Source organism: Pseudomonas sp. FBCC-B1667 (assembly GCF_059133255.1).
The window spans coordinates 737347-754500 of the sequence record NZ_CP101437.1 but is presented as its reverse complement, the minus strand read 5'-3'; the positions used below and the strand labels follow the sequence as shown (position 1 = coordinate 754500).

Sequence of the window (17154 nt, the reverse complement as noted above, 5' to 3'; positions counted from 1 at the left end):
ATTGGAATACGTTCCCCTGTGGGAGCGAGCTTGCTCGCGATGGCGCCGGTACATTCAATAGAGAACTAACGGCTTAACCCACAATCCCGCGAACAATGAAGTACAACAACGAAGGCCCAAGCAAGCACCCAAGCCCGGTGTGGAACGTCGCCGTCAACGCGCCATAAGGCACCAACCGCCGATCCGTCGCCGCCAGCCCCGCCGTCACGCCGCTGACCGTCCCGGCCAACCCGCCGAACACCATCGCCGAGCGCGGGTTATCCAGGCCCATCCAGCGCGCCGCCATCGGCGTGCCGACCATCACCAGAATCGCCTTGATCAAGCCGGTGGCAATCGACAGCGCCACCACGTCGGAACTCGCGCCAATCGCCGCCCCGGTCACCGGCCCGACGATGTACGTCACCGCGCCCGCGCCAATGGTGGTCATGCTGATCGCATCGCGATAACCAAACGCCCAGGCCATGCTCGCGCCGACAATGAACGGCAGAATCGTGCCCAGCAGCAGCGCGATCACACCAATCAGCCCGGCCTTTTTCGCTTCGGTGGCTTGCACTTCGAACGCGGTGGCAACGATGGCAAAGTCGCGCAGCATCGCGCCGCCCATCAAACCGATACCCGAGAACAACGTCAGGTCCGCCAGGCCTTTTTGCCCGCCGGTCAGGGTGCCGCCAACCCAGGCCAATACCAGGCCAATGACGATGGCAATCGCCGAGCCGTGAATCCGTCCGAACGTCAGGCGTTTCGACAACACCACCGACACCCACATGATCACGCCAACAAAGGCGAACGCGGTGACCAGGCCATTGGCGGTCAAGCCTTTATCAATGAGTTCCCACATATCAGCGACCTCCTACCGGTGTGCCGACCGGGGTGACTTCCACCGGTTCATCGGGCAAGGGTTCGCCTTTGTGGGTGCGGCTGATCAAGGCAATCGTGCAGCCGCAGATCACCACCGAACCAATCGCCGCAAGCACCGCCACCGGGCCGCCGTGCAGCGCGGTGACGACGTTCTGTTGCGCGGCCATGGCGACCACCACCGGAATGTACATGGCGCCCCAGAAGCCGACGCCCATCTCGCAATCCTTGGTCATGCCACCGCGTTTCTGCATCCATAACCGTGCGCAAATCAGCAGGATCATCGCGATCCCGACCCCGCCGACGTTGGATTTGACGCCCAGCAACATGCCAAGCGCATCGCCCATGATCACCCCTGCCAGCGTACAGATCGCCAACAGCGCCACACCGTAAATAATCATTGTTGTAGTCCTCAAAGTGCATCGTCGAATGTTGTTTTTGTTGTTCGAAGGCCTGAGTCCGGGTCTAGAGTGGGCGGCTTCCCTCCTCACGCAACAGCGCCTGCAAGGTGTCGAGCCGCGCACCGTCGAAAGCGATCACGGTGCCCTGCTCAAATACCCGGCGCGCCAGCCCGGTCAGCACCGCACCGGGCGGCAGTTCAATCTGAAGCCGTACGCCGCGCTCGTAAGCGCTTTGCACCGTGCCACGCCAATCGACGACGCGGCACATGTTGAACGCGAGGTCGTCGCGCAAGGCATCGGCGTTGATAACGGGCCGCGCGCGACTGCCACTCAGGTAACCCAAGGTCGGCGTTTTCAGTGACACCTTGGCGAATGCTTCGGCCAGGATTTTTGCCGGCCCCTCCAGCAACGGGCAGTGCGAAGGCACGCTGACCGCCAGCCGTTTGGCCAGACCTGCACCCTGACCTTTCGCCAACGTCGCCACCGCTTTCATGGCCTCGTCGCTGCCGGCGACCACCACCTGGTTATCGGCGTTGATGTTGGCCAGGTAAACCGGCGTATCGAGGCTGTGAACCTGCGCCAGCAAACGTGCCACTGTGGATAATTCCAGACCGATGATCGCGGTCATGCCGTAGCCCTGTGGATAAGCCTGCTGCATCAATTCACCGCGCAGGCTAACCAGATGCAGCGCATCGCCGAAGCTCAAGGCACCGGCGACCACCGCTGCCGGGTAAGCGCCGATGGACAATCCGGCCACATAATCCGCCGCCATGGCTAATTGGCGAGAAGCCGCGACTCCGGCGATCAACAGGCACAGTTGAACCGCCCGGGTCGACTTCAATGCTTCAGCAGAATCGAGCAGCAGAACATCTTCACCCAGCACGCCACTTGCCTCGTTCAGCGTCTCGCGAGGCAAACGCTGAAGCATGCCCGGCTGCTGCGCGCCTTGGCCCGGGAACACCAGCAAACTGCTCACGCCGCTTGCTCCTGCGGGTTCCATGGATCAATCACCAGACAGGCTTTGCTGGCATTTTTCAGCAACACACGGTGAGCCGAGCCGGCCCATTCGCGCAGGGCCACAGCGCCGAACGGCGTCTGCAACTGCATGTCCACCTGGCACCCGACAGCCTCCAGAATCTTCACCAGTGCCTGTGCCTCGAAACGGTCCAGCGTTTGCGGCGTGCGCAGGATCAAGTCGAGATCGCTGCCCTCGTGCAGCGCAGCAAAGCCGCTGGCCAGTTCGAACCCGGCACTGCCGCTGACACCCCACACCCAACCACAGTCATCCAGAATCGGCCGCAGTTGACTGAGGGCGCGCACGGCCGGTAAATCGCGATCAATCGAGACCTGGCAAAGGTCTTCCGGTTTGACCCGACGTTGAATGCCATCGACCGGCATCACCGACGCAAAACGCTGATCACGCAAGCGCCCACGCACGCCGACTGCGACCAGCCCCGGCGCGCTCAGCGCACGCCGAACCACCACGGGCTGGCCCGCGCTCAGGGAGTCGGTCACCCACGCCGGCGCCTCCGCAGGCAATTGCTCCGGGGTCATGCCCCAGAGCAGATCGTGGGCCAGAAGCGTGTTCACCACTGCGCTCTCAGCAGTTGGCGAACCTTGCTTGAGGCGGCACGGTTGTTCGCACCCAAGCGGCTGCTCAGGTCGCGACCATGGGCAGCCACATCGCCAATCGCCTGATTCAGGCATTCCGTCACCCGCGCCAGATCGGCCGTCGTCGGCTGCTCTATCTGTTCCACCGACAGGGTTTCCCAGAGCAAACCGAGGCTGGCGTAGCTGTCGATGTCGTAGGCCATTGGCGGCACGCTGGCGGCCAGCGCTTCAAGTTCTTCAACGCTGCGCAAAGTCACCCGCGCCGCCGACGCCTTGCCCATCGCGTGCACCATCACGCCAGGATCACGCAGGGCGATCAGCCGATTGGCTTGATAACCGTGAGCCAGAAACGCGCCGGACATTGCCTTGCCCACCAGCAAACCAATCACGGCGTGCCCCGCCAGCCGGGCACGGGCATAACTGTCCGCTGCACCGGCCAAGGCCTGGTGGATGCCGAGCGCTTCTTCGCGTCGGCCATACGCCTGACTCGGCACATCGACGATGGCGATCAAGGCGCGCTTGTGCGGATTATCCACCTCCGCGGCGATCACTTCATCCACCGCTTTCGCCAAGCCCCAACCTTCCAGCAAACCGACTTCACCGTTACGCGCACGGACAAAACGGTTGTCCGGATCCGCCACCACGGCGATAAACCGCACCGGCTGATCACCCAGCACGCCATCGGCGACCTTCAATGAAGCGGGCAAACCTTCGACCGCTTTCGCCCCTGCACTCAAAGCGTTGAACCAGTTCAAGCCTCTCAGCGAATAGGTGCTCATGAGCGCGCTCCTTGATACAGATCGCGAACCGTCGCCGGTTCGATTTGCGGTGCGGCGTCCAGGCGGGCCAGCCGTTGCAGGTACAGATCGGCCTGACGACTGCGTTGATGCGCGGGCAAACCTTGCTGCAGCAATTCACCGACGTGTCGCTGAATTTGCGCCACATCATCAGCGGCATAACGATCCACCAGACCGCTGGCGAAACGCTGCTCGCCTCCGGTCAGGCTCCAGATGAACGGACGGTCGCGGGAGTCGTATTCCTCAAGCCCGGCCTCCTGTTCGATGACTTGCGGACCGTTCAGGCCCAGACGCGCTTCCTGGGTCACCAGCAAATAGCTGCACAACCCGGCGGCAATCGACATCCCGCCAAAGCAGCCGACGCTGCCGGCCACCACACCAACTACAGGTTGGTATTGGCGCAGGTCGACAATCGCCGCGTGGATATCGGCAATCGCTGCCAACCCGAGGTTGGCTTCTTGCAAGCGCACGCCGCCGGTTTCCAGCAGCAGCACGGCGCGGGTTGGAATGCCGTTACGGTTGTCTTCGGCGGCCAGTTCCAGCGCGCCCGCCATCTTCGCCCCGCCGACTTCACCGAGGCTGCCGCCCTGGAATGCGCCTTCGATGGCCGCGATTACCACCGGCAAACCACCGAGGCTGCCCTTGGCGATCACCACGCCGTCATCGGCTTGCGGCACCACGCCCTGGCGCTCCAGCCACGGCGACATGACGCGCTGAAACGGGTCGAGCAATTCGCGGAAGGTGCCGGGGTCGAGCAAGGCTTTCGCGCGTTGCCGGGCACCGAGTTCGATGAAGCTGTGTTTGTTAAGGAGATCAGTCATGACCGATCTCCTCAAAGCCTTGTTCCAGACGCAGGCGCACCACTCCCGGCGTCGCGCCGAAATCGTGGATGGCGATGTCCATCGCCGGCGGTGTCTGACCGTCGAACATCCGCGAGAACAGATGCTGCCAGCGCTGCTGCGCGCCATTGACCGAGGTCTGCACATTAATGGTCAGCTTGCCGGCCTGACCCGGTTCGATCAGCACTTCCAGATCGCCCGAGCCGACACAACCCACCAGCGTGCGACCGTGTGGCGGCTGCCCGGCGGGGAATTCAAAGGATAAGGTTTCCATCAGAAAGCTCCGGATTCGAGGCGGTCGATGAACAGGCAAGCGGCGAGCAAATCAGCAGCACCGCCCGGCGAGGCATTCAACGCGATTAATTGTTCATCCAGCTCATGCAAACGGCGGCGACCGGCGAGGCTGGCGCTGCCGCCTGCATCGAGCACAGCCTGGGCGCCAAGTTGCATGGCTTGCAGGCCTGGTTCGCCGGCGCGGTAGAGCACGCAGGTGTCGGCCAGTCGGGTCATGATCGCCAGCAAGGCATCGAGCCGGGCGTTCTGTTCACCGTGACCGGCGGCGCGGCTGTGTTTGAGTTGCGGCAATGCGCGTTGCACCACCGAAGGAAAACCCAGCTGCGCTTCTTCACGGGCACCGCGAGCGCCGTAACGCTGGGCGACTTGGGCGCCGTGGCTGAGAGGTCGTGGTGCGAAACGGTCGTCGAGCAACGCCAGGCGTGCGGCGCGCAGGGTAATGGAGCCTGCGGCGCTGGATTCAGGCTCCAGCGCGGCAGCCGTGACCAACAGGCCCAAGGCCCAGATCGCCCCGCGGTGGGTATTCACCCCGCCCGTGGTGGCGAGCATCGCTTGCTCCCCTTCCCGGCCAATCCGCCCCACCGCTTCGCGCAGCGGCACACCGATGTCGCCACATTCGATAGCGGCTTCAGCCATTTCCTTGAACGCAGACCAGAGTGACAACGCCGAGGCGTGCATCAACCCCAGGTGCAAATCGGTGTGCGCGCCATTGCCGCGACGGTCGACCAGCGCCGGTTTCGGCGACAGGTCGGCTTCGTCGATCAGCACGTCCACCGCCAGATCCGCCAGCCGTTCCGCCAGGGACAGGGTTTTCGGTTGCAGGTTAAGTGCGTGCATTACCAGCTCCTGAACTTGGCGGGCGGGTTGTAGAGGCCACCGGACCACTCGACCAGATCCGCCACGCTTTTCGCGGCGAGCAGTTCACGGGTGGCGTCGGTGCGGCGGATGCCGAGGTCTTCGGGCAAGGCAATCAACCCTTCGCGGCGCATGCGTGCGGTGTCTTTCGGGTTGTGGCGCAGGCCGATGGCGGTCACCCCGGCGACGGCGGCGATCATCGCCTGGCGTTCTTCCAGCGAACGCGCCTTGTACAGATACGCGATGCCTTCTTCGGTCAGCAGGTGGGTGACGTCGTCGCCGTAGACCATGATCGGCGCCAGCGGCATGCCGCTTTTCTTAGCCACGTCGATGGCGTCGAGGGTTTCGACGAAGGTCGGTTTACCGCCCTCCTGGAACGTCTCGACCATTTGCACCACGAGTTTTTTACCGCGTTCGAGCATCGGTTCGGCCACGTCGGTGTGGCGCATGTCGAGCCAGGCCGGCGTGCCGTGACGGCGACCACGTGGGTCGTGGCCCATGTTCGGCGCACCGCCAAAACCGGCGAGGCGCCCGCGGGTCACGGTGGAAGAATGACCGTCGCCATCGACTTGCAGGGTCGCGCCGATGAACAGGTCCACGGCGTATTGCCCGGCGAGCTGGCTGAACATCCGGTTGGAACGCATCGAGCCGTCACGCCCGGTAAAGAACACGTCCGGCCGCGCGGCGATGTAGTTTTCCATACCGAGTTCGGTGCCGAAGCAATGCACGCTTTCGACCCAGCCGCTTTCAATCGCCGGGATCAAGGTCGGGTGTGGATTGAGCGTCCAGTTGCGGCAGATCTTGCCTTTGAGGCCGAGGGATTCGCCGTAGGTCGGCAGGATCAATTCGATGGCGGCGGTGTTGAAACCGATGCCGTGATTGAGCGACTGCACGTTGTGTTTTTCGTAAATGCCACGGATCGCCATCATCGCCATCAAGATGTGCACAGGCTTGATGTGCCGTGGATCGCGGGTGAACAGCGGTTCGATGTAGAACGGTTTGTCGGCCACCACCACGAAATCGACCCAGGACGCGGGGATGTCGACGCGAGGCAGGTCGCTGACATCGTCGACCAACTGGTTGACCTGAACGATGACAATGCCATCGCTGAACGCAGCCGGTTCGATCAATGCCGGGGTGTCTTCAGTGCTGGGGCCGGTGTAGATGTTGCCGGCGCGGTCGGCCATGAAACCGGCCGAGAGCACGACGTTGGGAATCAGGTCGACCACCAGCCGCGCATACAGCTCGATGTAGGTGTGGATCGCGCCGATTTCCAGCAGACCGTCTTCCAGCAACTGGCTGATGCGCAGGCTTTGCGTACCGGCGAAAGAGAAATCGAGCTTGCGGGCGATGCCGCGTTCGAACAGGTCCAGATGCTCGGCACGGCCGACGCTGGGCATGATCATGTGCAAGTCGTGGAGCTTGGCGGGATCGGCCTTGACCAGTGAACGGGAGAGGAAATCCGCCTGTTTCTGGTTATTGCCCTCCAGCACCACGCGGTCGCCGGGCAGGATCAAGGCTTCCAGCGCCGCGACGATGTTGTCGGTGGGCAAGACCACACCGTCGGCAAGATCCTTGACCAACGCCAGACGCCGCTGCTTTTCGCTGCGCCGCCGCGTCCATCGCGAGTCGGGGGATATTGTTGTTGTCATGACCACTCCACGGGTTCGCTGTCGTGGGAGTCACCTTAGGAGTGTTGGGTGGGGGCATCAATCAAGCTGAGCGGTGGATCGTTACGGTCAGGGTAATGATCGTCTAAACGATCGTTCCCACGCTCCGCGTGGGAATGATCAAGGTGAATTGAAGGCCGCCATCGCGAGCAAGCTCGCTCCCACAGGGTTTTGTGTACGCCGCAAATCCAATGTGGGAGCGAGCTTGCTCGCGATGGGGCCAGAACATTCACCGCAGCATCACAGTCTGGTCATTTGCTGCACGCGAATCAGTCCCCAAAAGGGACCTATCGGTCCCTTTTGGGGACTCTTCAACCTTTGCCAGCCGATTGGGATTTTTGTGTTTAAAAGTTTGTACGCAGGAAGGGTGTGAGGCTACGCAATCTGGCGTCGCTGCCTACAGCAATGCCGGAAGCCGCTGACTGGTGGGGTTTTGCGCTGAGCTTTATCGTTTGTGGGTCGCTGCCAAATCAGTGACCGGGTTTGGAAACCCCGAGGAGCAAACGGCGTAAAAGCGCCACTCATGACGTATGCTTGCGCACTGTTAAAGTGTGCACTCCGTTATGGCGGCTGTGCGCGGGAGACCTTCGGGTCAACCGGGTTGCCGTTTCCCGGGTTTCCAACCTGCGTACAGCTGCCACCCCTTCGTTCGGAAACCGAATGGGCCAGCTCCAAACCATAAGCGGAGATTCACAATGTTCAAAGTCACTCCCAATCCCCCGGAAACCGATACCAAATCCGACGACCCCCTCGAAGCCGAAAAACGCAAGGAAGCCGCCGACCGCGCCTTCTCCTATTACTTCCCCCCTTCTAACGACAAACCACCGAGACGCCGTACCAAGTCCCAACTCTTCACGGTATGCCCCGACATCGATGCCGAAGCCCTGCTGGCCAACGCTTCCGAAGACATGCTGTCGATCAGCGCGATTGCGGCTGATCTGGCGGACGATGTGGAAGGCTCTCGCCGCTCGGTCGCTTTGGCGATCAGCCGGATGGCGGATGGGGTGCAGTTGTTGGTGGAGCGGGCGTTGGACCATTTCGAGGCGTTGCAGATGCAGTTGCGCGCTCAGACCAAGGTTTAGCCGTCAGGTTTGAGGTGAACTCATGATCGTTCCCACGCTCTGCGTGGGGATGCCTCAACGGACGTTCCGCGTTCGGCTTTGGATGGGACGCAGAGCGTCCCGGGCTGCATTCCCACGCGGAGCGTGGGAATGATCAGCGGGCTAAACCGGCCGTGACGAGCAACTCCTCCAGCGCCAGCAAGTCAGGCACCTTCGCCACTTGCTCCCCCACTTGCACCGCCGCCTGTTCCAGCGAACACAACGGCACGTCGACATAACTCAACTGACTGTCGAGCTTGTACGACCGCGGAATCCCTTGCACCAGCAACGCAATGAATTTCAGCTCCGGTCGCCCGCCCAGCGCATTCAGAATCACGATCCGTACCCGCTCGCCGATGACGATTTTCTGCTCGCACGCCGATTCAAAACTGAGCAACGGAATCTGTCGGTCGCGCCACGTCACCAGCCCCAGATACCACGGCGGCGTATCCAGATCGAACGCCCCCGGCTGATAGTCGATCAGCTCCGCCACCGCGACGTTGGGCAGGATCAGGTTGCGGTCGGCCAAGGGCAGCAGCAGGCCGGTGACGTTGCTGGTGCGATGCTCAAGCATGGGGTTTACTCCAGAGCGCGATGCTTTCGAGCAGCACCGATTCCTGGTACGGCTTGCCCAGGTAGTCGTTGACGCCAATGGCCATCGCGCGGTCGCGGTGTTTCTGGCCGGTGCGTGAAGTGATCATGATGATCGGCAGGTGCTGCAAGCGCTCGTCGGCGCGCACCTGGGTCGCGACTTCGAAGCCGTCCATGCGCGGCATTTCGATGTCCAGCAACATCACGTCCGGCCTGTGTTCTTCGAGCAACAACATCGCGTCGACCCCGTCCTTGGCGGTCAGCACGTTCATGCCGTGGCGCTCAAGCAAACGGCTGGTGACTTTGCGCACGGTCACCGAGTCATCGACCACCAGCACCAGCAAGGGCTTGTGTGGCTCGACCTCGGCGTCCTGGTTCAGCGCCTGTTGCGGTGAAGGCGCCTGCAGAGCGCGGATCGGCGCCAGCAAATCGAGAATCAGCACCACCCGGCCATCGCCCAGAATCGTCGCACCGGACAAGCCCTGCACCGCGGCGAACTGCGGGCCAAGGCTTTTCACCACGATCTCGCGAGTGCCGGCCATGGAATCGACCTGCACCGCAATGTGACGCTCGTTGCATTGCACCAGCAATACCGGCAATGGCAGGCTTTGGCCGAGCAGTTTCGGGCGGGAGCTGGTTTTCAGCAGTTCGCCGAGGTAGCACAGCTCATAGTCCTGCCCGGCGTATTTGTACCGTGGAGGATCGAGGCGGTAATGCCCTTCCAGTTCGTTGGGCAGCACACGGACGATGCCGTCGATGGTGTTCAGCGGGATCGCGTATTGATCGTCAAAACATTGCACCATCAGCGCACGGTTGACCGACACGGTGAACGGCAGGCGAATGCGGAAATGCACGCCCTGCCCCGGCACCGAGTCGATGACCATGGTGCCGCCAAGCTGGCGGACTTCTTCATGGACCACGTCCATGCCGACGCCACGTCCGGAAATCTGGGTGATCTTCTCGGCCGTCGAAAACCCCGGTTGCAGGATGAACTGCAACACGTCGCGATCGCTGATATCGGCATCTTCAGCGAGCAAACCACGCTTGATCGCCTTGCGCCGCACCGCGTCCAGCGGCACGCCGGCACCGTCGTCGCGGATGTCGAAAATCATGTCGCCGCCTTCCCGGGACAAGTCGAGGGTGATCCGCCCCTTGGCCGGTTTGCCAGCGGCAATACGCACCTCGGCCGATTCCAGCCCATGGTCCACGGCATTGCGCAGCATGTGCTCCAGCGGCGGCGCCATACGCTCAAGGACGTTGCGGTCCATCTCGCCTTCCGCGTTGCCGACAATAAATTCCACATCCTTGCCCAGCTCGCTGGAAACCTGGCGAACGATGCGTTTCAACCGCGGCAGCATCCGTTCGAACGGCACCATGCGCGTACGCATCAGGCCTTCTTGCAACTCGGTATTGATGCGGCCCTGCTGTTGCAGCAGGTTCTCCGCGTCCTGATTGCGCCGGTCAAGGGTCTCCTTGAGGTCCAGCAAATCTGAGGCGGACTCGAACAGCGCGCGGGACAGTTGCTGCAATTGCGAGTGACGGTCCATTTCCAGCGGGTCGAATTCTTCGTAGCCCAGGCGTTCGGCGTCGACCTGCTGACGGCTGAGAATCCGCCCCTGGGTTTCGGTATCGAGCCGGCGCAATTGGTCACGCATCCGCTCGATGGTAGTTTCCATCTCGCTCAAAGTAACCCGCGCATCGTTGACCTGCTGTTCGATACGGCCCCGGAAGATCGAGGTTTCACCGGCCAGGTTGACCAGATCGTCGAGCAGCTCCGCCGACACCTTGACCATGTCGGCGCCCGCGTCGGCTTGCGGCGCAGGCGTCTCGGACTTGGCGGCAACAGGCGTCTCGGACTTGATGGAGACAGGCGCCACAGGGGCCGGCTGAAGCACGGCCGGATGGCTGAAGTTTTTGATTGCGTCGATCAGTCGGTCGGCCGGCGGCAATGGCTGTCCGGCACGGGTCGCGTCGAGCATCTGCGCCAAGCGGTCGTGGCTGCTTTGCAGCAAGGTGAACAACGTTGCACTGGGTTGCAGGGTGCCCGCCGACAGGCTTTCGTAGAGAAACTCCAGTTCATGGGCAAGGTCGCCGATGGGGGCGATTTCGACCATGCGCGCACCGCCCTTTAGCGTGTGCAGATCGCGCAGCAGGGTTTCGATTTCCTGCCGGTTCGACGGTTCGGCTTGCCAGCGCAAAAGCGCTCCACCGGAGTTTTCGATGATGTCGAAACCTTCCTCAAGGAAGATCTCCAGCAACTCGGGATCATGCCCCGGCGAGTCCTTGGCTGGCGCGGGCTCCGACACGTCGGCGGTGTTGGCATTGCCCTGACGAAACTCGCGAATCGCCTCGATCAACTCGCTCGGCGACTCCAACGATTGTTGATTCTGCAGTTGCTCCAGCAGCACCGCGAGTCGGTCATGGCTCTTTTGCAGCAACTGCGCCACGGTTTCGCTGTAGGTGTAGCGGCGGTCCACCAAGCCTTCGTAAAGGCTTTCCAATTCATGGGCGAGGTCGCCGACCGGCTCGACTTCAGCCATCCGCGCCCCGCCCTTGAGCGTGTGCAAATCGCGCTGCAAGGACGATAGCGGTGCGGCGTTATCCGGGTCACTCAACCAGCGTTGCAGCGCCTGGCCGGCGCTTTCGAGGATATCCACGGCTTCTTCGAGGAAGATCGAAACGATTTCATCGTCCAGATCCACCTGGGTCGCCGATTGCGCTAGTTCGGCCGTGGCGCTACCCAGTTCGCGAATGCTCAGGGTCCGGCTGCCATCACTGCGGATCAGGCCCATGGACAAGGGATCAAGACTTTCATCGAGCAAACTGCGCAAGGCCTGGATGCGTTCCGGTTGCGCGCTGACTTCCTGGCCAGCGGCCAGTTCGTCGAGCATGTTGATCAGCGCCTCGTGGGCACTTTGCGCCTCATGGAAAAACCGCTCGCTGACCGCCAGGCTGCTCTCTTCCACTGCGCCATAGAGGTCGAGCAAGGCTTCGCAAAGGGCGTCCACCGGATGCAGGTCGGCGAGGTGTGCGCCTTCGCCGAGGGTGGTCAGTTCATCGAGCAGCGCGGTCAATTCCTGACGCTCGCCGGGATGCTGCTGCCAGCGCTGCAACAGGCTTTCGGCGTCCAGCAGGATGTCCATGCCCTGGGCGAGGAAGCTGTTGATCAGCTGCGGATCGCGCTTGGTTCGCAGCGCTGTATTGGGTGTACTCAACAGCGACTGCAGACGCTCGGCGAGCAACGCCTGAGTGCGCTCGATCAACGAACGGGCACCGCGAATCTCGGCCAGGGGATCTGTCTTGACCTGGCGCAAACCGAGCCGGAACAGCCCTTCGGCTTCCAGCAATAGTTCGACTTCGTCCAGGTCCAGTGCGATCAGGTGTGCCTTGTATTCGCGGGCCAGTTGATCGAGTGGCCTCGCCAGTTCGGCGATCGGCAATACACCGGCCATCGAGGCGCTGCCCTTGAGGGTGTGCAAGGCGCGCTGTAACTCATCGCTGGCCTGAAGCGGTACATGCTCGGCGGCCTGATCGAGAAAGCGGTTGAGGCTGGCCAGATGGGTTTCGGCCTCTTTGCGGAAGATCTCCAGCAACAGCGGATCAAGCGCCGCGACGTCCTGTGTGTCTTCATCGCTGGCTGGTGCATCGCCTTTGGCAAGGGCATGCGCACGCGCCGCCAATTGGTCGACATCGTTGCGCTGACGCTGGGCATTGCCGGCGTATTCGGCCACCAGCTCCGGCAGCAGATTCAGTGCCTCGGCGAGCAGTTGTTGCACCGCGGCCCCTGGCGCGACGCTGTCTTCCAGCACGCGGTTGAGCAGGTTTTCCACGGCCCATGCGAGCTCGCCCAATACCAGCGCCCGGACCATCCGTCCACTGCCTTTCAAGGTGTGAAAGGCGCGGCGCAGCTCACTCAGGGCGGACTTGTCGTCGGGGTGGGCGGTCCATCGCGGTAAATACTCCTGGAGGATATCGAGAACCTCATCGGTCTCCTCGAGAAAGACCTCGCGCAGTTCATCGTCCACCGGTTCTTCACCGGCCGGCGGCGGCAGCAGGCTGCCGGGCGTGGTCAGGGCCGGTGGATTGACCGAAGACACGGGGCTGGCCAGCACATCGGCCAGCGTCTGCACGATCTCGGGGTCGTCGAGTGCCTGCTGGTCCTGCATGACCTGCGCTTCACTCGGGCTGAGCACATCATCAAGCATCGGCACGTGCGTTTCGCTGGGGAAAAACCCGAGCGATGCCAGGCTTTTTTCGGCGACATCGAGCAACTTTTCGCCCGGTGCTTCGGGGTCGTCGCTCAGGCGTTCCAGGTAGTACTCGATGCTGGAGATCACGTCGGCCAGGGTGTCCAGTTCCTGCCAACCGGGCTGGTCCGGCTCCAGTAGCAAATGCTCGCGGATGAAGTGATTACAGGTTTCGACCAGGCTCGCCGCCCGGCTCAACGGGATCATCGCCAACGCGCCGCGCACCTGGGTCAGCAAGGCTGGCAACGCCTGCAAATGCTGGCGATCCCAGTCGGCGTCGATGTAGTCGACGATCATGTCTTTGGCTTCTTGCAGGCAGATACGCGCTTCGCGGATGACGATCTGGTGGATCTGGGTCAGGTCGGTGGTCGGCAGGCGGCTTTCTTCCCGGCTCTCGGGCTCCACGGTGCCGACCATGCCGGCCAGGGTGGCTTCGACGTAAAGCAAGGCGCCCGCAACGTCCATGAGGATCGCGTCGTTGGGTTCGCGCTGGCCCTGAACCAGGCTCAGCACCACCGCGAGTTGATCGATGATGACTTTGCGCGGCTGACCAAACCCCAGCACCGCCAGGGTGTCGGCGATCTGCCGCAGTGGCGCCAGCAGGCTGTCGAGGTCCGCGGTGTGTTGGCGGTCGCTGCGCACGAACAGGTCGAGGCGTTCCTTGACCCGCACCAGCTCTTCACAGAGCGCGGCCAGCACCGAGCGCATGGCATCGCGGTCGGGGCCGGCCAGCCGTGCCCGTTCTTCATCGACCATCGCGCTGTCGGGCAACGCGTCGTCCAGTGAGTAGCGATCTTTCATGGTCAGCATCTGCCCGGTGGGATGGTCGGCCTTGGCAATGTAGAACAGCAAACTCTTGAGCAGCTCCGGCGGTGCCGGTTGATTGATGCCGTGGATGCCTTGTTCAAGCAAGCGCTTGAGTTCATGGTCAGCCTCCTTGAACAGGCTGCGCAGCGCCGGACTGTTGGCGATCACCCCGGAGCGCATGCCTTCGACCAGCGCCGAGGCAACTTGCCACAGCGGGCTCAGGGGCGATCCCGCGCACACCCCTTCGAGGCGTGAAAACACCCTCGCCAGGTAATCGAGGTGGGTCTGGTCATCCTGCTCGCGCAGCAACCCGACCAGCGCCACCTGCAGCATCTGGCGCAATTTGCGCAACACGTTGGCGAAATCCGCGGGCTCCAGCCCCGACAGCGAAGCTTCGTCCAACGGCGGCAGATCCGCCAGTTGCGGGCTGAACAGGCTGGTTTCCGAAAGCAGGGTTTCACCCCGGGCACTGCGCAAATCGTTGAGCAGCGGCAACACCACTAAGGGCAGGTCCCGGCGCGCACTTTGCACCCGGTCGAGGTAAATCGGCAGTTGCCCAAGGGCTTGCAGCAACAGGCGCAGCGCCTCGTCACGATGGCTGACGCGGTCGAGCTGCAAGGCGCGGGTCAACTGCTCCATCTCTTCGGCGAGCAACGCCGCGCCGTAGAATTCGACCATCTGCAAACTGCCGTGAACCTGATGGATGTACGCCAGGCAATCGCTCAAGGCGTACAACGCCTGCGGGTCATCAAGCAGGGTTTCGATGGCTTGATGAGCCTGCTTCAGCGTTTCGGCAATCTCGCCTTTGACCCACTCAAGGGCCACATAGTCGTGCCGATCACCCATAACCACTCCAGTCCCTACGCCAATCAAAAATCATACGCCTGTGGACGGTTCACGCTTTGTCTGCCGCCTGCGCCTTCGCGGCCGGCAAGGTGAAGCCGGACACCGAACGCCGCAGCTGACTGGCCATTTTCGCCAGGTTACCGATGCTCTCCGCGGTGGCCGTGGAGCCGGACGAAGTTTGCGAGGTGATCTGTTGAATCACGTTCATCGTCAGGGAAATCTGCCCGGCCGAAGAGGTTTGTTGCTGCGCGGCATTGGAAATACTCTGGATCAACGCCGCGAGGGTCTTCGAGACCCCTTCGATTTCTTCCAGGGCCACACCGGCATCCTGCGCCAGTCGCGCACCGCGCACCACTTCGGTGGTGGTCTGTTCCATCGAAATCACCGCTTCGTTGGTGTCCGTCTGGATCGCCCGTACCAGGGTTTCAATTTGCCGGGTCGCGGCAGACGAGCGCTCGGCCAGTCGCTGCACTTCATCGGCAACCACCGCAAAGCCGCGCCCGGCGTCACCCGCCATCGACGCCTGGATGGCTGCGTTGAGCGCAAGGATGTTGGTCTGGTCGGCAATGTCATCGATCAGGCTGACGATGTCGCCAATTTCCTGGGAAGACTCCCCCAGACGCTTGATGCGCTTGGCAGTGTCCTGAATCTGTTCGCGAATGTTGTCCATGCCGTGGATGGTGTTGTGCACCACCTCGTTGCCCTTGTTGGCAATTTCCACCGAACGCTCGGCCACCGCTGAGGATTCCGCGGCGTTGGCTGAGACCTGGTCGATGGATTGGGCCATGTCGTTAATGGCCGTGGAGGCTTCGGAAATCTGCTGTGCCTGATGCTCCGAGGCCTGCGCCAGGTGCATGGCGGTGGCTTGGGTTTCCTGCACGGCGGCGGCGACCTGGCCGGCAGTGAGGTTGATGGTCGCCACCAGGTCGCGCAATTGATCCACGGAATAGTTGATCGAGTCGGCGATGGTCCCGGTGAAGTCTTCTGTCACCGAGGCGGTGACGGTCAGGTCGCCGTCGGCCAGGTCCTCGATTTCATCCAGCAGCCGCATGATCGCGTTCTGGTTGCGTTCGTTCTTCTCGGCGGTTTCCTGAAGCTGGCGGTTGGTTTCGCGCACCATCACCAGGCCGATCAGGATGATCGACATCAGCGCCAGCAAACCCAGCACGTAGCCGCCGATGGTGTCGGTGTTGCGCCCGCCGGCGAGGTTTTCGAAACCGGTGGCCAGGTGCGAGGCTTCGTCGAGCAGGGTTTGCGACAGGGTAAAAATGTGGGTGGCCGACTCGCGGACCTTAAACAGCTCGGGCGAGGTTTCGAGGATTTCATCCACCGAGCCTGAGACGAATTCGAACAGTTCGGAAATCTCGGTCAAGCGGGCGCGCGCATCGCGGTCCTCGACCTGGCTGATGTGCAGGGCCACGTTGCCCTGAAGCATGCCGTTGAGCACCTGACCGAAACGCGCGGCGTCGCGACCGAAGGCGTCGGCGGCCTGCTGCGAATTTTCGTCGCCGGACAACACGGTGTTCACCGCGCCCAAAATACGCTCGGCCAGCAGCGACTGACGCTGCGCCATCGCCACCTGAGCCGCCGGGGCGCCTCGTTGCAGAAGGATTTCGACGACTTTCTCGTATTCGACCTGCAACTGCGGCACGGTTTCGGCCAGGGTCGCGGCGACCTGATGCAGCGACAGCACGGTTTGTTCGCTAGAGAGAATGGCGTCGGTGTTTTTCAGCAAGCGTTCCCAGTCGAGCTGCACGGCACGCATTTCCGGGCGCACGGTGGACGGCGCGGGTGGCAGGCCGGTAGCCGGGTCGCCCTTCTTCAGGTAACCCCAGCGCTGGGCGAAATCGTTGCGCGCATCGCTGAGCAGCTTGAAGGCTGCCGCTTTGCCGGCCGCGGCTTCGGTGGCGTTTTTGGCGATGCGTTGAGACAGCACCCGCAGCTCACCGGCGTGGCCGATGTACTGTTTGTCGTATGTGGCCTGGGTGTTGAGGTAAGCGAAATTGGCGAACAGCAGCATGATGAACACGATCAGCGCGATAAACAGCGCGATGATCTGCGAACGGCTGCGCGATCCTTCTGGCTTGCCTGTTTTTGTTTTTATCATCGGTCCTCGCCTGTTAACCAACCTTTAGAACCCGCCGAGTAACCCTTGTGGGAGCGGGCTTGCTCGCGAAAGCGGTCTATCAATCGACATCTATGTTGAATGATCCACCGCTTTCGCGAGCAAGCCCGCTCCCA

13 protein-coding genes are annotated in these 17154 nt (G+C 62.3%); 1 reads left to right on the top strand and 12 read right to left on the bottom strand.

Annotated features, from left to right (window positions below; all coding sequences use genetic code 11):
* Window positions 1-73: 73 nt before the first annotated feature.
* The 9 genes from madM to mdcA all read right to left on the bottom strand — a co-directional run bounded on the left by madM (window position 74) and on the right by mdcA (window position 7304).
* Window positions 74-838, bottom strand: a complete 765-nt coding sequence (gene madM / locus NL116_RS03315; RefSeq protein WP_494376000.1) for a malonate transporter subunit MadM — start codon at window positions 836-838, stop codon at window positions 74-76.
* A gap of 1 nt (window position 839) precedes the next feature.
* Window positions 840-1256 carry a malonate transporter subunit MadL gene (madL, locus tag NL116_RS03310; RefSeq protein ID WP_140671138.1) on the bottom strand — a complete coding sequence of 139 codons (417 nt, stop codon included), beginning with the start codon at window positions 1254-1256 and terminating at the stop codon, window positions 840-842.
* Window positions 1257-1320: 64 nt separating this feature from the next.
* Window positions 1321-2232, bottom strand: coding sequence for a malonate decarboxylase subunit epsilon (gene mdcH / locus NL116_RS03305; protein ID WP_494375999.1), 912 nt, complete (start codon window positions 2230-2232; stop codon window positions 1321-1323).
* A complete protein-coding gene (locus tag NL116_RS03300) occupies window positions 2229-2849 on the bottom strand; it encodes a malonate decarboxylase holo-ACP synthase (protein ID WP_494375998.1) in 621 nt (206 codons plus the stop codon). Before NL116_RS03300 ends, mdcH begins: the two co-directional genes overlap by 4 nt.
* Complete coding sequence (gene mdcE, locus NL116_RS03295) at window positions 2843-3646, bottom strand: biotin-independent malonate decarboxylase subunit gamma (protein WP_494375997.1); 804 nt, start codon at window positions 3644-3646, stop codon at window positions 2843-2845. The genes NL116_RS03300 and mdcE overlap by 7 nt, the downstream gene beginning before the upstream one ends.
* Window positions 3643-4485, bottom strand: coding sequence for a biotin-independent malonate decarboxylase subunit beta (locus tag NL116_RS03290; protein ID WP_494375996.1), 843 nt, complete (start codon window positions 4483-4485; stop codon window positions 3643-3645). The genes mdcE and NL116_RS03290 overlap by 4 nt, the downstream gene beginning before the upstream one ends.
* Complete coding sequence (locus NL116_RS03285) at window positions 4478-4777, bottom strand: malonate decarboxylase subunit delta (RefSeq protein ID WP_494375995.1); 300 nt, start codon at window positions 4775-4777, stop codon at window positions 4478-4480. The genes NL116_RS03290 and NL116_RS03285 overlap by 8 nt, the downstream gene beginning before the upstream one ends.
* A complete protein-coding gene (locus NL116_RS03280; protein WP_494375994.1) occupies window positions 4777-5634 on the bottom strand; it encodes a triphosphoribosyl-dephospho-CoA synthase in 858 nt (285 codons plus the stop codon). Before NL116_RS03280 ends, NL116_RS03285 begins: the two co-directional genes overlap by 1 nt.
* A complete protein-coding gene (gene mdcA / locus NL116_RS03275; protein WP_494375993.1) occupies window positions 5634-7304 on the bottom strand; it encodes a malonate decarboxylase subunit alpha in 1671 nt (556 codons plus the stop codon). The genes NL116_RS03280 and mdcA overlap by 1 nt, the downstream gene beginning before the upstream one ends.
* Before the next feature lie 713 nt (window positions 7305-8017).
* On the opposite strand from mdcA, the gene NL116_RS03270 reads away from it, so the two are divergent.
* Window positions 8018-8404 carry a DUF6124 family protein gene (locus NL116_RS03270; protein ID WP_494375992.1) on the top strand — a complete coding sequence of 129 codons (387 nt, stop codon included), beginning with the start codon at window positions 8018-8020 and terminating at the stop codon, window positions 8402-8404.
* A gap of 133 nt (window positions 8405-8537) precedes the next feature.
* Here the strand turns inward: NL116_RS03270 and NL116_RS03265 are convergent, their stop codons facing one another.
* Genes NL116_RS03265 through NL116_RS03255 form a run of 3 tightly spaced genes read right to left on the bottom strand, consistent with a single transcriptional unit; the run spans window position 8538 to window position 17020 of the window.
* Window positions 8538-8996, bottom strand: coding sequence for a chemotaxis protein CheW (locus tag NL116_RS03265; RefSeq protein WP_494375991.1), 459 nt, complete (start codon window positions 8994-8996; stop codon window positions 8538-8540).
* Complete coding sequence (locus NL116_RS03260; RefSeq protein ID WP_494375990.1) at window positions 8989-14913, bottom strand: Hpt domain-containing protein; 5925 nt, start codon at window positions 14911-14913, stop codon at window positions 8989-8991. Before NL116_RS03260 ends, NL116_RS03265 begins: the two co-directional genes overlap by 8 nt.
* A 49-nt stretch (window positions 14914-14962) precedes the next feature.
* Entirely contained in the window at window positions 14963-17020 is a 2058-nt protein-coding gene (locus tag NL116_RS03255) for a methyl-accepting chemotaxis protein (RefSeq protein ID WP_494375989.1), read from the bottom strand.
* Window positions 17021-17154: the final 134 nt, after the last annotated feature.